The sequence below is a fragment of the Limnobaculum parvum genome, from assembly GCF_003096015.2.
GTDB lineage: Bacteria > Pseudomonadota > Gammaproteobacteria > Enterobacterales > Enterobacteriaceae > Limnobaculum > Limnobaculum parvum.
In genome coordinates this window covers 3,217,677-3,231,145 of sequence record NZ_CP029185.2, presented here as the reverse complement: position 1 = coordinate 3,231,145, position 13,469 = coordinate 3,217,677, and the positions used below count along the sequence as shown (strand labels likewise).

Below are 13,469 nucleotides of genomic sequence, written 5' to 3'. Positions count from 1 at the left end.
ACAGTGAACGTTCGATGGGAGACCGCAGGTTATAGGGGCCATTATTATGAGGCCTTTGCGGTTCTGCTTTCAGAACGTCACTGTAGTGTAAGCACAGATAGAAATTAAGTTGTCCCTGCCAGAAGGGGTCGCACCCCTTCTTGTCGACAAGGATAATGCAATTTATGAAGCCTATTTTTAGCAGGGGGCCATCCCTGCAGTTACGTCTTTTTCTGGCCGTTATCTTTGCTATCGTCCTGATTGTTGTCGATAGCCGGTTAAGTATTTTTCAAAAGTACGTAGTTATCTGGACACCGCCGTTAGCCCATTCTTTTTTGTGGCAAATGGACCCCGTGACATTTTGGATGGTGTGTCTAATTCCTTTACTACCCGTGAAGAACTGCAGAAAGAAAATGAATTGCTACATAATGAACTGTTGCTGAGAAACAGCGACATTCAGCTATTGGGGCAACTCAGGCAGGAAAATAACCGATTACGCGAGCTGCTGGGTTCACCGCTGCGCGGCGATGAACATAAAATGATTACTCAGGTGCTTTCAACGGAGTCTGATCCTTATAGCTACCAAGTGGTTATTGATAAAGGGTTCCAAGACGGTGTGTATGAAGGCCAACCGGTTATTAACGATAAAGGCGTTGTTGGACAGGTCGTTGCTGTTGCCCGTAATACCAGTCGGGTTTTGCTAATCTGTGATACCTCCCACTCTTTACCTATTCAGGTTCTGCGTAATGACATTCGTGTTATTGCTGTAGGGACTGGCTGTACTGAAGATTTGCAACTGGAATATTTACCGCGAGATACCGATATTCGCGTGGGTGATGTTCTTGTCACGTCGGGTCTTGGCGGTCGTTTCCCTGAAGGGTATCCGGTAGCCGTAGTCTCTTCTGTTACGATTGACGATCAACGGGCTAATACCGTGATTCAGGCGCATCCAACCGTTGCATTGCAACGTTTACGTTATTTGTTGCTGTTGTGGCCGAACGATCGTGACGGGCTTCAGCCGCTGCCTTCGGAAGAAGTAAGACGTATAGCAAAAGAGCGCTTGCGTCAGATGATGCCTCAAGTTCTGCCTCCGGAAACAACACCACCCGTGCCGCCAGCGAACTCAACGCCATCGTCCGCAGTACCCGGTGCTGTAGCTCAACCGCCAACGCCATCAATAGGGCCGACACAGCAACCAACAACTGCGCCCGCTAATCGGGGGCGGTGATGAGTAGTTATAATAGCTCCGGTCGCCTGATTATCTGGTTCTCTTTCTTGCTGGCCATGGTGCTACAAACCATGCCGTGGCCGGAGGAATTGCACCAGTTTCGACCTTCTTGGGTGATGCTGATTTTGGTGTATTGGGTTATGGCTTTACCGCACCGAATTAACGTTGGTACGGCTTTTATTCTAGGTTTGATCTGGGATTTAACCCTCGGCGCTACGCTGGGGGTCAGAGGGTTAGCGTTAGGCATAATTGCTTACGTGGTGGCTTTTCGCAGCCAGCTATTGCGTAATATGGCGCTGTGGCAGCAGGCGCTGATTGTGGTGCTGCTCTCTTTAGTGATGAGTGTGATTGTCTTTTGGGCTGAATTTCTGGTGCATAGTGTAACGTTTCGTCCAGATATTTTGTGGAACAGCGCGATTAACGGATTATTATGGCCGTGGCTATTTTTATTAATGCGTAAAGTGCGTCGGCGCTTTGCTGTCCGATGAGATTTCATATGCAACCCATTTATCTGGCTTCCGCTTCTCCCCGCCGCCGTGAGCTATTAACACTGTTGCAGATCCCCTTTGAGCGTTTAAATACTGAAGTTGAAGAGTGCCAACGGCAAGGAGAGACGCCGTTAGACTATGTTTGTCGTCTGGCAAAAAGTAAAGCGTTGGCTGGGGTTCAGGTGGCTGAAAAGGACTACCCAGTTTTAGGTGCTGATACCATTGTAGTGTTGGATGAGCGGGTTCTGGAAAAGCCGAAAGATGCCGAAGATGCAGCGTGCATGTTGCAGATGCTGTCGGGTCGTCAGCATCGAGTGATTACGGCCATTGCTTTTGCTAATCAACAAGATGTGATGTGCTATTCTGTTAGCACTGAAGTTATTTTTCGTCATCTGAGTGAGCAGGATATCGCTGCTTATATCGCCAGCGGCGAACCGATGGATAAAGCAGGTGCCTACGGTATTCAGGGTTTTGGTGGATCTTTTGTTAGGACAATTCATGGTAGTTATCATGCCGTTGTCGGTTTACCTTTGGTTGAAACCCGCGAGCTGCTAGATGCCTTTTTGGCAGCTCAGACTGGGTGCATAAATAAGGAATAAAAATGACGGCGGAACTGTTAGTTAATGTCACACCCTCTGAAACGCGAGTTGCTTTTATTGATGGTGGCATCTTGCAGGAAATTCACATCGACCGGGAATCTAAACGCGGTATCGTAGGCAATATTTATAAAGGTCGTGTTAGCCGGGTACTGCCGGGAATGCAGGCCGCTTTTATTGATATTGGGCTGGATAAAGCTGCTTTTCTTCATGCATCAGATATTATGCCGCACACCGAGTGTATTGCTGATAATGAACAAAAGCAGTTTCACGTACGTGACATTACTGAGTTGGTACGTCAGGGACAGGATCTGGTGGTTCAGGTGGTTAAAGATCCGTTGGGTACCAAAGGTGCTCGTTTAACCACGGATATTACGCTCCCCTCTCGCTATCTGGTATTTATGCCCGGCGCTGCCCACGTAGGTGTTTCCCAACGTATTGACAGTGAAGAAGAACGCGAACGCTTAAAGCTGATTGTGGCGGAATATTGTGACGAAATGGGCGGCTTTATTATCCGTACCGCAGCAGAGGGTGTGAGTGATGAAGAGCTGGCACAGGATGCGGCTTTTCTTAAGCGCCTGTGGAGTAAAGTGATTGAGCGTAAAAGCCGCGGCGGCACTAAAAATATGCTGTACGGTGAGCTGGCGCTAACTCAGCGCGTACTGCGCGATTTTGTTGGTGAATCACTGGATCGTATTCGTGTGGATTCTCGTTTGACCTATGACTCCCTCGTGGAGTTTACCGCAGAATTTATGCCGCAGATGACCTCTAAACTGGAGCGTTATACTGGCAAACAGCCAATTTTTGATCTGTACGATGTTGAAAACGAGATTCAACGGGCATTAGATCGAAAAGTAGAGCTAAAGTCTGGCGGCTATCTGATCATTGACCAGACGGAAGCTATGACCACCATCGATATCAACACGGGTGCATTTGTTGGTCATCGTAACTTGGATGAAACCATCTTTAATACCAATATTGAAGCTACTCAAGCGATTGCCCGTCAGCTACGATTGCGCAACTTGGGGGGATTATCATTATTGATTTTATTGATATGACCAGCGAAGACCATCGTCGCCGGGTGTTGAATTCTCTTGAACAAGCACTGTCAAAAGATCGAGTTAAAACCAGCGCCAATGAGTTTTCTGCATTAGGGTTGGTTGAAATGACCCGCAAGCGTACCCGTGAAAGTCTGGAACATGTATTGTGCGGTGAGTGTCCAAGCTGTCGCGGTCGCGGTCGTGTGAAAACAGTGGAAACCGTCTGTTATGAAATTCTGCGTGAAATCGTGCGGGTACACCACGCTTACGATGCAGATCGCTTCTTGGTTTATGCTTCTCCTGCGGTTGGCGACGCGCTGAAGAGCGAGGAGTCATACTCTTTGGCAGAAGTAGAGCTCTTCGTTGGGAAACAGGTTAAAATTCAGATAGAACCACTTTATAACAGAGAACAGTTTGATGTGGTGATGATGTAGTGGGCAGATGAAATATTAAACCCGTGTAGTAGCCAGAGGAGGAAGGATGAGGCGAACGAGCCGCATGCTGTTTAAAATAGTGATACTGCTATTAGTGCTGCTTACGCTGGTTGTCGGTGGTTTGCGCTTTGCCTTACCTCGAATTAATGAATATCGTCAGCCAATTTTGGATACCGTTAACCGATTTACCGGCATTCCTGCCCAAGTGGAGCAGATGGAAGGTAAATGGGAAATGTTTGGCCCCGCGCTCGATTTACGCAATATCTCATTAGAAACCTCCGCTGGAAAGATTGATATCTCCCGGGTCACCGTCGCCCTTGATGTTTGGGAATCCTTGCTGCATTTTCGTTTTCAATTTAGAGATCTGACCTTTTATCAGGTGAACGGCAATCTTGACTATATGGTGGGCCAATCGAAGGAGAGCGAGGGTGCTTCTGATTTAACCACGCTGGAAAACATCTTTTTAGAGCAGTTTGACCACTTTATTTTGCGTGATAGCAAACTCTCTTTTTTAGCCTTGTCTGGCGATAGGGTCACGGTTGAACTCCCGAGATTAACCTGGCTGAACAGTCGCAACCGCCACCGGGCAGAAGGACACGTTCAGGTTTCAACGGAGAACGGCCCACGTGGTTTATTGGAAGTTCGCCTCGACCTCAGAGATGAAGAAGGGCTGTTAGATAGCGGTACCGTCTACCTTCAGGCGGATAGCGTCAATATGCTGCCGTGGCTTAGTCACTGGTTTAAATCTAATTCCGGATTCGATAATGCTCAGTTCAGCCTGGCTTCTTGGCTTTATATTAAGAAAGGGGTGATTGATGGCGGGGATGTGCTACTGAGTCAGGGGCGAGCTAACTGGCATAACGATGAAAATATGCATCAGTTAGACGTTAACCAGCTATCAGTACATTTGAGTCAACAAGAGAAAGGCTGGCGCTTAGATGTGCCATCGCTCAACCTGAAGACGGATGGTGTAGTTTGGCCAGCCGGCCGAGTCAGCCTGTTCTGGCAACCTGAAGGGATGACTTCTGGCGGTGATAAGTGGGAAGAACAGCTACGCATTCGGGCGGAAAATCTGAGTCTTGACCATATCAATCCGCTATTGCCTATTTTTAGTTTTCTGACGCCTGATGCTCTGGACATCTGGTTTAAAATGGATCCTCACGGCAACTTGCCGCTTTTGGCACTGGATATTCCGCTAAAGCAGCCGGAAAAGACTCGCTTTCAGGCCGAGTGGCGGGAAGCCCGATGGCAGCCTTGGGAGTTAATTCCGGGTAGTGATCACACTCAGGGAACTATCGCTGGAAGTACTAGCGAAGGAACGATGAGTATTACTCTGAATAACAGCACGTTACCTTATAGCAGCGTATTCCGTGCTCCTTTAGAAGTCAGTAAGGCCAACGCTACGCTTAACTGGTTGAATAACCAAAATGAATTTCGTTTGTGGAGTGACCACATTGATGTTCAGGCCAAATCTTTGTGGGCCAACGGTGGGTTTGATTACCTTCAGCCTGAAGGAAGCGATCCTTGGTTAAGTATTTTGGCGGGTATTCGGGTGTATGATGCTGGTAATGCTTGGCGTTATTTTCCTGAACCGCTGATGGGTACCAATTTAGTCAATTATCTTTCTTCCGCGATTATTGCCGGTAAGTCGGATAATGCCACTCTGATTTTTTCCGGCAATCCCCATAAGTTCCCTTACCCGGAAAAAGATGGTCTGTTTGAAGTTTATGCGCCATTAACTGAAACCACCTTTAAATTCCAGCCTGACTGGATGCCATTGACCGATATGACTATAGATCTGGATTTTATCAATGCCGGGCTATGGATGAATGCACCAACGGCGAAGCTGGGAAAAGTGAATGGTCACAATATTGAAGCGATAATTGCGGACTATGCCAAACATCAGTTAGCCATTACCGCCGAGGTGGAAGGGGATGGTGCTGACGTTCGTGACTATATGAATGGCTCACCGTTAAAGTCATCCGTAGGCGCGGCGTTGGAGCAGGTTGACGTTGGGGGTAATGTTAGCGGGCGCTTACAATTGGATATTCCCCTTGATGGTAAAAATGCCCTTGCCAAGGGGGACATTACCCTGAAAGGTAATAGCCTGTATATTAAACCGATTGATTCCACTATGGAAAATGTCAGTGGCACTTTCAGTTTTGATAATGGCGATTTGATCAGTAAACCGTTAACTGCCCAGTGGTTTAATCAGCCAGTAGGTTTGAATTTTTCCACTAAACAAAATGCCAAAGATTATGGTGTTAAGGTTGGCATAACCGGCAATTGGTCGGTCGCCAATCTGCCGTGGCTGCCAAAAGAGATTGCTTCAGAAGTCGCGGGTAATGCCAGTTGGAAGAGTGATGTTGCCATCACGTTACCACCAAAAGGCAGTGCGAAATATGATGTGTTGTTTACGGGTGACCTGAAAGGAGTGAGCAGTCGCTTACCGGCTCCGCTAAATAAGTCATCAGGATCGGTGCTGCCGGTAAAACTGAAGGCCAGTGGTGATCTGAAAGGCTTTAGCATGGATGGGACCATTGCGGGCAATCAGGCAATCAACAGTCAGTGGGTATTCACTAAGGATCAAACCAAGTTAACACGCCTCGCCTGGCAGATGAATAGCCAAAAAATACCCGCGCTCTCTTCTGACGATCGCCTCGATATGCAACTACCGGCGTTAGATGGTGAGAAGTTAATGGCGGCTCTTGGTTCGCTGAGTTTGGCTGAGACTAGCGGAAAAACGGGGAAGTTTGCCATGCCGCCGCGCTGGATTTTCCGTTCTCCACAGGTTGAGCTGGCCGGGCAGTACTGGCGTGATGTTGCCGTTGATGTGGATAACCGTTCTGCCAATACCGAAGTGGGCATCAAAGGTAAAGAGATTGATGCCCGGCTCAGCATTCGTAATAACCAGCCGTGGCGAGCAGATATTGATTACCTGTATTTCAATCCTAAAAAAGAGATCCTGCTGGGCAGCATTACAGATAACAGAGGTAAAGCGGGTAAGTCATCGCTCCCTTCCATTGATTTCGGTCGTCTGCCTTCCATCGGGATTCGCTGCAAAGAGTGCTGGGGAATGGGACAACGGTTGGGAATTGTTGAAGCCGATGTTCGATTCCGTTCTGAAAGTTTAAGTCTGAGTAATGGGGTGATTGACACCGGGAGTACGCGTTTAACGTTCAACGGTGATTGGTTGCAGTCGCCTGCGGGATCCGCTACGCGGGTAGATGGTCAATTATCCGGGCAGAAAATCGATCGCAGTATGGATTATTTTGGTGTTTATACCCCGCTTAAAGACGCGCCATTTGATGTGAATTTTAGCCTAGCGTGGCAAGGTGAGCCTTGGGCCCCTCAGGTAGATACGCTTGATGGTCAGTTGGCTACCCATTTGGGTAAAGGGCTGGTGGACAATGCAGGCGGAGGCCACGCCGGACAGATACTGAGATTGTTAAGTTTTAACGCACTCATGCGTAAACTACAGTTTGATTTTAGCGATACATTTGGCAATGGTTTCTACTTTGATACTATCAATGGAAGCATCAAGCTAACAAAAGGTGTTGCAACTACCAATGATACCCTGGTAGATGGTTTATCTGCAGATATTGCCATCGATGGTTCGATTGATTTAGCTAAACAACACCTCAATCTTGACGCTGTTGTCGCACCTGAAATGTCGGCTACGGTAGGGGTAGCAACCGCGTTTGTGGTGAACCCTATTGCCGGAGCGGCGGTCTTTACCGTCAGTCAGGTACTTGCACCCCTATGGAATAAAATTTCACTGATTCGTTATAAAATTGACGGTAGTTTAGAAAACCCAAATGTGAACGAAGTATTGCGTCAACCGAAGGGAGAAGACCATTAATGAGAAGTGCTAACGTAGCTCTGTTACAACTGTGTAGTGGAGATAATGTGCGTGACAATCTAGCGCAAATTGAGCAGCAAATTAAGCAGTTGAAACCCCATGTGAAGTTGGTTATGACGCCGGAGAATGCGTTACTGTTTGCTGATACTCAAACCTATTATAAATATTCTGAAACGGAAGGTACGGGGCCACTTCAGGATGCCATCAGGGAGATGGCGATACGTTACGGCGTCTGGATTTTAGTCGGTTCAATGCCACTTATCAGCCGTGAAGATCCGGATCGTCTAACCGCCAGTAGCTTGCTGTTTGATGACAAGGGCGAAATAAAAGCCCGTTATGACAAAATGCATATGTTTGATGCTGAGGTGGCTGACGGATACAACCATTATCGCGAGTCAGATGCTTATGCCTATGGCCAGCATTTAATGGTGGTTGATACGCCGGTTGGTCGGCTGGGGATGACAATTTGCTATGATTTGCGTTTCCCTGGTCTGTATCAAGCATTGAGAGAGCAAGGTGCGGAGCTGATCTCAATTCCGGCCGCATTTACCCGTGTAACGGGTGAGGCGCACTGGGAAATTCTGCTGCGCGCGCGCGCCATTGAAAACCAGTGCTGGATTCTTGCGCCTGCTCAGGTTGGTCGCCACGGCTCAACGCGCCGCACTTGGGGCCATACTATGGCTATTGACCCATGGGGAAGTGTTGTCGGCATTAATGCGGATGCAGTTGAAGGCATCAAAGTTCATGTAGATACTTCCGGCATGCAGAAACTGCGCGAGCAAATGCCAGTAGTGAAACATAACAGATTTCAGCCGGTGCTGAAAAATCCATTAAATAAGAGTGAATAACCATTATGAATCTGACGCTGGTCAGTGAGCAGCTATTGGCTGCGAATAAATTAAGCCATCAGGATCTGTTTAACGTTCTGGGGCAATTGTCTGAACGTCGTCTGGATTATGCCGACCTCTATTTTCAGTCCAGTTACCATGAATCGTGGGTGATTGAGGATGGCATCATTAAAGATGGCTCCTACAATATCGATCAGGGTGTTGGGGTTCGGGCCATCAGCGGTGAAAAGACCGGCTTTGCCTACGCGGATCAGATTACATTAAATGCGCTAACGCAGAGTGCTCATGCGGCACGTACCATTGTTAGTGATAAAGGAAACGGTAAAAGCCATGTATTAGGTGCCGTGCCTTACTCCTCACTTTATCCGGCCATTGACCCACTGCAAAGTTTGACGCGTGAAGCCAAGATTGAATTGCTGCATCGGGTAGATAAAGTTGCCAGAGCAGCAGACAAGCGGGTACAGGAAGTCAATGCCAGCGTGAGTGGCGTGTATGAGATGGTGCTGGTTGCTGCAACCGATGGCACACTGGCTGCGGATATCCGGCCTTTAGTTCGCCTGTCGGTCAGCGTATTGGTTGAAGAGAATGGTAAACGTGAACGTGGTTCCAGCGGTGGCGGCGGTCGTGTGGGTTATGAATATTTTCTGGAACAGACCGAAATGGGCGTTCGTGCGGAAGTGTTTGCTCAAGAAGCAGTAAGAATGGCGCTGGTTAACCTTTCTGCCGTGGCCGCACCTGCGGGTGCTATGCCTGTGGTTCTGGGGGCTGGCTGGCCGGGCGTATTACTGCATGAAGCGGTTGGTCATGGCCTCGAAGGAGATTTTAACCGTAAAGGCTCGTCAGTATTCAGCGGTCGTATGGGAGAGTTGGTGGCATCAGAGCTCTGTACCGTTGTGGATGACGGTACCATGATGGGGCGTCGCGGTTCTCTGTCCATTGACGACGAAGGGGTTCCGGGTCAGTACAACATACTGATTGAAAACGGTATTCTGAAAGGCTATATGCAAGACAAGCTAAATGCTCGACTGATGGGGTTAGCCCCAACGGGTAATGGACGCCGTGAATCTTATGCCAGTCTGCCAATGCCACGTATGACTAATACCTACATGCTTGCGGGTAAATCCAGCCGGGAAGAGATTATTGCCAGTGTAGAATATGGCTTATATGCCCCTAATTTTGGCGGCGGTCAGGTGGATATTACCTCAGGCAAGTTTGTGTTTTCTACTTCTGAAGCCTATTTGATCGAGAATGGTCGAATTGGCAAAGCGGTTAAAGGGGCAACGCTGATTGGCTCAGGTATTGAGGCAATGCAGCAGATCTCGATGGTCGGTAATGACTTAGCTTTAGACCAAGGGGTTGGTGTGTGCGGAAAAGAGGGGCAAAGCGTGCCCGTCGGTGTCGGACAACCCACGCTGAAGTTAGATAATTTAACCGTAGGCGGAACCGCCTAAAGTACTCAATAAAAAACAGGTCGGGTAACCGTTTGTCCGTTACCCTGCCTGTTTTATCTATGCCGCTAATCAGGGATGTCTTCCTCCTGAGTTCGACAGCTTTCATATCATCTTTCTACGGGGTATTAAAATGAGTATTTCCTACTATCAGTTAGCTACGCAAAGTACCACTCGTGTTCTGAATAATCTTGATCATCTGATCGATATGGCGATGATATTTTGTGCAGAGCGCAAAATTGATGAGTCGGTATTGTTCAATGACCGTTTAGCGCCAGACATGTTTCCTCTGTCGCGTCAGGTTCAGTTGGTCAGTGATATGACTAAAGGTTGTGCGGCGCGTTTAGCCGGTAGTGAACCTCCGAGCTATGCCGATACAGAAACATCATTTGAACAGTTGAAAGAACGCATCAAGAAAACTATCGATTTTATTGCCACGCTAAAAGAGAGCAATTTCGCCGATTGCGAGAAGCGTAATATCAAACTGCCTTGGTATGAAGATGCACTTCCGGCTGACGTTTTCTTATTGCAGCATGCTTTGCCGAATATCTACTTTCATATTGCTACAGCGTATAACATTTTACGCCATAATGGTGTTCCGGTAGGTAAACGCGATTATATCGGCAAAATATAATCAGCCCCTCAGACCTTCTGATACCGTGTAAGAAGGTCTGAGGTAAAACAGTTATTTTTCCACTTCACATTCCCTTCACTCACTTCACACATAGCCCGATTATATTACTGACTATTCTAACCTCAGTGAGATTATGTCCATGTCAGTAATAGATACTTACTCTTCGTCACAGACAATGGGATATGCACATCCTTGGTATATACAGGGATGGATACGCACTTTACCTCTGCTGCTGCAGGAGTTTTGGAGCTTTGGCGTAAAAGAGGCGATAAGCTGTATTTTCGCCGTTTCATTTTTTATCACGCTGGCATTGTCTAAGTTTCTGCCGTTGGGCGGGCTACCGCGCTATGATTTTGTTCTGATTGTTGCGCTAGCGGTTCAGTTTGCGCTGGTATACAGCGGACTGGAGACTAAAAAAGAGCTGATTGCCATCTCACTGTTTCACCTGTTGGGGTTAGTACTTGATATATTTAAAACGGCTCCGGGGATTGGTTCATGGAGTTATCCTGAATTTGCTTACAGTAAAGTACTTGGCGTACCGCTATACAGTGGTTTTATGTATGCAGCGGTGGGTAGTTATATGCTACAGGCATGGCGCCATTTATCGGTGCGCCTGACGGGGTATCCGTCTCATCTGGTGGTGATAATTCTGGCTGCTGCAATTTATCTCAACTTCTTTACTCACCACTTTATTGGTGATTATCGCTGGCCATTAACCCTGATTCTGATAGCCGTATTTTGGAATACCAAAGTACATTTTAAACCGATAGTGCGTGAGTTCTGGATACCATTACCGTTAGCTTTCTTGCTGATAGGGTTCTTTATTTGGATTGCGGAAAATATCGTCACTCTGTTTGGCGGCTGGCAATATCCTAATCAGGCAACCTCTTGGCAGATAGTGCATTTAGGGAAAATCAGTTCATGGGGATTATTGGTGGTGATTACTTTTGTCATCGTGGCTGAGTTAAAATCACTCAATAAATGTAAAGAAAGCGAAAATAAGCTGACTAATTAATCGATATCGAATATTTTTGTTGAATGTATTCTTTGGATACACACTGTGACATCTTATTCGGTGAGAGTGTGAAATAATACATATTGGTAAAAAGGCTGATATAAGCTAAATATTAATATAGGGTGAGTTATCGTAATTCGTAACTGAGAGAGCATGAAGAGAAATACCATAGGGATACTGATATTTTGTGCATTACTGATTATTGTTGGCGTTGCTTTCAATAAAATAAAGAGTACAAAGCACTCTTCAATCGAGCCTCGTTCAGCGGGAAATTCATCACAACCCGTTGATCGTAATATCGGTAAGCCATCCACTGTTGATATATCGAATCAGGGAATTGATAAGCTTACCCGGCAAGACGTTGTGGCGTCGTATGTTCGCCAAAATAAGCGTTTGCCGAGTTATTACATCACTAAGAGTAAGGCCCGTTCGCAAGGCTGGGATGCTAGCGATGGTAATCTGTGTTCTGTTCTACCGGGTAAGGCTATCGGTGGTGACCGCTTCTCTAATCGAGAAGGCGGGTTGCCTGAAGCATCCGGACGAGTCTGGTATGAAGCGGATATTAATTACCGCTGCGGACATCGTGGAGCAGACAGATTACTGTATTCAAATGATGGTCTGATATATGTTTCACGTGACCATTATAAACGATTCATGGAGGTCAAAAGCTAATGAGAAGCGTCGTTTTCGATTTTGCTAATATTCGTTCAATGCCGGATTTTTATTTACAGTTCGCAGATATATTCCTGTTACCAGACTGGTTTGGTAATAACTTAGACGCATTATGGGATGCGTTAACCGCAGGTATTCGTTTGCCAGTTCAAATCGAGTTTACCCATTTTGACCGCCAGTCGAGAGATTTCGTTTCGCTGTATAATTTGTTTGAAGAAGCGGAGCAAGAGCTAGATGGTCTATTAAGCTTTAATAGTCTGGAAGATAAAGCCTGATTTAGTTTCTGTTTTGGGCTTCTGGGTTAAATATATCTTTAGTAATACCCAATTTTTTATTTCTTCTATACAACATATTACTATTGATTTTAAGTTATTCTGCTGCACCGCCTTCACCGGATATTTTTTCGTTGGTTTGCTTCAGCGTGTCAGTAATATGCCTTGTGACCTCTTGGTTAAGAGGGATAATAACCTGTCTGATATCCGAATAATTTTTGTCATATTCTCCGGGTGTCATATCCAAAATATTCATACCGGCAGTGATAAGTACTTTTCCCCAAATTTAATAAATAATGATGTTGTCAGCAATCCTGATAAAGCAGGAGAGCTGACAAATCAGATTACGGATGGTTATTCCTGAGGGGTTTCAGCCAACTCTTTCAAATATTGGAATATCAGACGTGAGCTTTTCGGTGGTTTATTTCCTGCACGCTCTTTCTGTGCAGCACGCACCAGTGAACGCAACTGTTGGCGGTCACCGTGGGGATAGAGCGTTAATACCTCGGAGATGGCTTCATCACCGTTGTCAATCAGGCGGTCACGCAGGTTTTCCAGCTTATGAAATAGGGACACCTGCTGGTTATGACGATTTTTTAGTTTATCCAACGCAGTTTGGATGGGTTCCACATCGCGTGAACGCAACATTTTACCAATCAGTTGGATTTGACGGCGATAGCCTTCTTTTTTGATTCGCTGTGCTAGGTTAATGGCCGCACGCAGATCTTCATCCAATGGGATACGTTCTAGAGCATTTTTACCCAGTTGAACTAACTCGGTGCCGAGATCTTTGAGTGCTTCGGCATCCCGTTTAATTTCACTTTTGCTGACCCAAATGATCTCATCGTCTTCCTGCTCTTCGCCGGGAAGTTCGTCATCAAGCCATTCGTTGTCATTATCGAATTTATTCATATTGTTACTTAACCTAAATCAGGATGCTTAAAATGGGTAAT

At 46.6% G+C, this 13,469-nt stretch carries 10 protein-coding genes and 2 pseudogenes; 11 read left to right on the top strand and 1 reads right to left on the bottom strand.

The window, feature by feature from the left end:
* Positions 1-164 precede the first annotated feature (164 nt).
* From mreC to HYN51_RS13450, 11 genes and pseudogenes are all read left to right on the top strand, one after another.
* Positions 165-1,207, top strand: a pseudogene (gene mreC, locus HYN51_RS13500) (rod shape-determining protein MreC).
* Positions 1,207-1,695 carry a rod shape-determining protein MreD gene (gene mreD, locus HYN51_RS13495; RefSeq protein ID WP_108900498.1) on the top strand — a complete coding sequence of 163 codons (489 nt, stop codon included), beginning with the start codon at positions 1,207-1,209 and terminating at the stop codon, positions 1,693-1,695. Before mreC ends, mreD begins: the two are co-directional and overlap by 1 nt.
* Positions 1,696-1,703: 8 nt before the next feature.
* The gene (locus HYN51_RS13490) at positions 1,704-2,294 is read left to right on the top strand and encodes a Maf family protein (RefSeq protein WP_108900497.1); all 591 of its coding nucleotides are present in this window, start codon (positions 1,704-1,706) and stop codon (positions 2,292-2,294) included.
* Between the two features lie 2 nt (positions 2,295-2,296).
* Positions 2,297-3,765, top strand: a pseudogene (rng, locus tag HYN51_RS13485) (ribonuclease G).
* A gap of 46 nt (positions 3,766-3,811) precedes the next feature.
* Positions 3,812-7,627, top strand: coding sequence for an AsmA2 domain-containing protein YhdP (yhdP, locus tag HYN51_RS13480; protein ID WP_108900496.1), 3,816 nt, complete (start codon positions 3,812-3,814; stop codon positions 7,625-7,627).
* Positions 7,627-8,475 (top strand): deaminated glutathione amidase, encoded by an 849-nt coding sequence (gene nit1 / locus HYN51_RS13475; RefSeq protein ID WP_108900495.1) that lies wholly within the window; start codon positions 7,627-7,629, stop codon positions 8,473-8,475. Before yhdP ends, nit1 begins: the two co-directional genes overlap by 1 nt.
* Positions 8,476-8,480: 5 nt before the next feature.
* Positions 8,481-9,926, top strand: coding sequence for a metalloprotease TldD (gene tldD, locus HYN51_RS13470; protein ID WP_108900494.1), 1,446 nt, complete (start codon positions 8,481-8,483; stop codon positions 9,924-9,926).
* Positions 9,927-10,056: 130 nt separating this feature from the next.
* Complete coding sequence (locus tag HYN51_RS13465; RefSeq protein ID WP_108900493.1) at positions 10,057-10,557, top strand: DUF1993 domain-containing protein; 501 nt, start codon at positions 10,057-10,059, stop codon at positions 10,555-10,557.
* A 139-nt stretch (positions 10,558-10,696) separates the two neighbouring features.
* Entirely contained in the window at positions 10,697-11,572 is an 876-nt protein-coding gene (locus HYN51_RS13460) for a DUF817 domain-containing protein (RefSeq protein ID WP_230513980.1), read from the top strand.
* Positions 11,573-11,725: 153 nt separating this feature from the next.
* A complete protein-coding gene (locus HYN51_RS13455) occupies positions 11,726-12,244 on the top strand; it encodes a ribonuclease domain-containing protein (protein ID WP_108900491.1) in 519 nt (172 codons plus the stop codon).
* Entirely contained in the window at positions 12,244-12,519 is a 276-nt protein-coding gene (locus HYN51_RS13450) for a barstar family protein (protein WP_108900490.1), read from the top strand. Before HYN51_RS13455 ends, HYN51_RS13450 begins: the two co-directional genes overlap by 1 nt.
* A gap of 351 nt (positions 12,520-12,870) precedes the next feature.
* Here the strand turns inward: HYN51_RS13450 and yjgA are convergent, their stop codons facing one another.
* Positions 12,871-13,428 carry a ribosome biogenesis factor YjgA gene (gene yjgA, locus HYN51_RS13440; protein WP_108900488.1) on the bottom strand — a complete coding sequence of 186 codons (558 nt, stop codon included), beginning with the start codon at positions 13,426-13,428 and terminating at the stop codon, positions 12,871-12,873.
* Positions 13,429-13,469 lie beyond the last annotated feature (41 nt).

What these genes read in the sequence shown, in the direction of transcription:
- HYN51_RS13460 (WP_230513980.1), top strand. Translation starts at nt 10,697, where the DNA reads ATGTCAGTAATAGATACTTACTCTTCGTCACAGACAATGGGATATGCA.
- tldD (WP_108900494.1), top strand. Translation starts at nt 8,481, where the DNA reads ATGAATCTGACGCTGGTCAGTGAGCAGCTATTGGCTGCGAATAAATTA.
- HYN51_RS13455 (WP_108900491.1), top strand. Translation starts at nt 11,726, where the DNA reads ATGAAGAGAAATACCATAGGGATACTGATATTTTGTGCATTACTGATT.
- mreD (WP_108900498.1), top strand. Translation starts at nt 1,207, where the DNA reads ATGAGTAGTTATAATAGCTCCGGTCGCCTGATTATCTGGTTCTCTTTC.
- nit1 (WP_108900495.1), top strand. Translation starts at nt 7,627, where the DNA reads ATGAGAAGTGCTAACGTAGCTCTGTTACAACTGTGTAGTGGAGATAAT.
- yjgA (WP_108900488.1), bottom strand. Translation starts at nt 13,428, where the DNA reads ATGAATAAATTCGATAATGACAACGAATGGCTTGATGACGAACTTCCC.
- yhdP (WP_108900496.1), top strand. Translation starts at nt 3,812, where the DNA reads ATGAGGCGAACGAGCCGCATGCTGTTTAAAATAGTGATACTGCTATTA.
- HYN51_RS13490 (WP_108900497.1), top strand. Translation starts at nt 1,704, where the DNA reads ATGCAACCCATTTATCTGGCTTCCGCTTCTCCCCGCCGCCGTGAGCTA.
- HYN51_RS13450 (WP_108900490.1), top strand. Translation starts at nt 12,244, where the DNA reads ATGAGAAGCGTCGTTTTCGATTTTGCTAATATTCGTTCAATGCCGGAT.
- HYN51_RS13465 (WP_108900493.1), top strand. Translation starts at nt 10,057, where the DNA reads ATGAGTATTTCCTACTATCAGTTAGCTACGCAAAGTACCACTCGTGTT.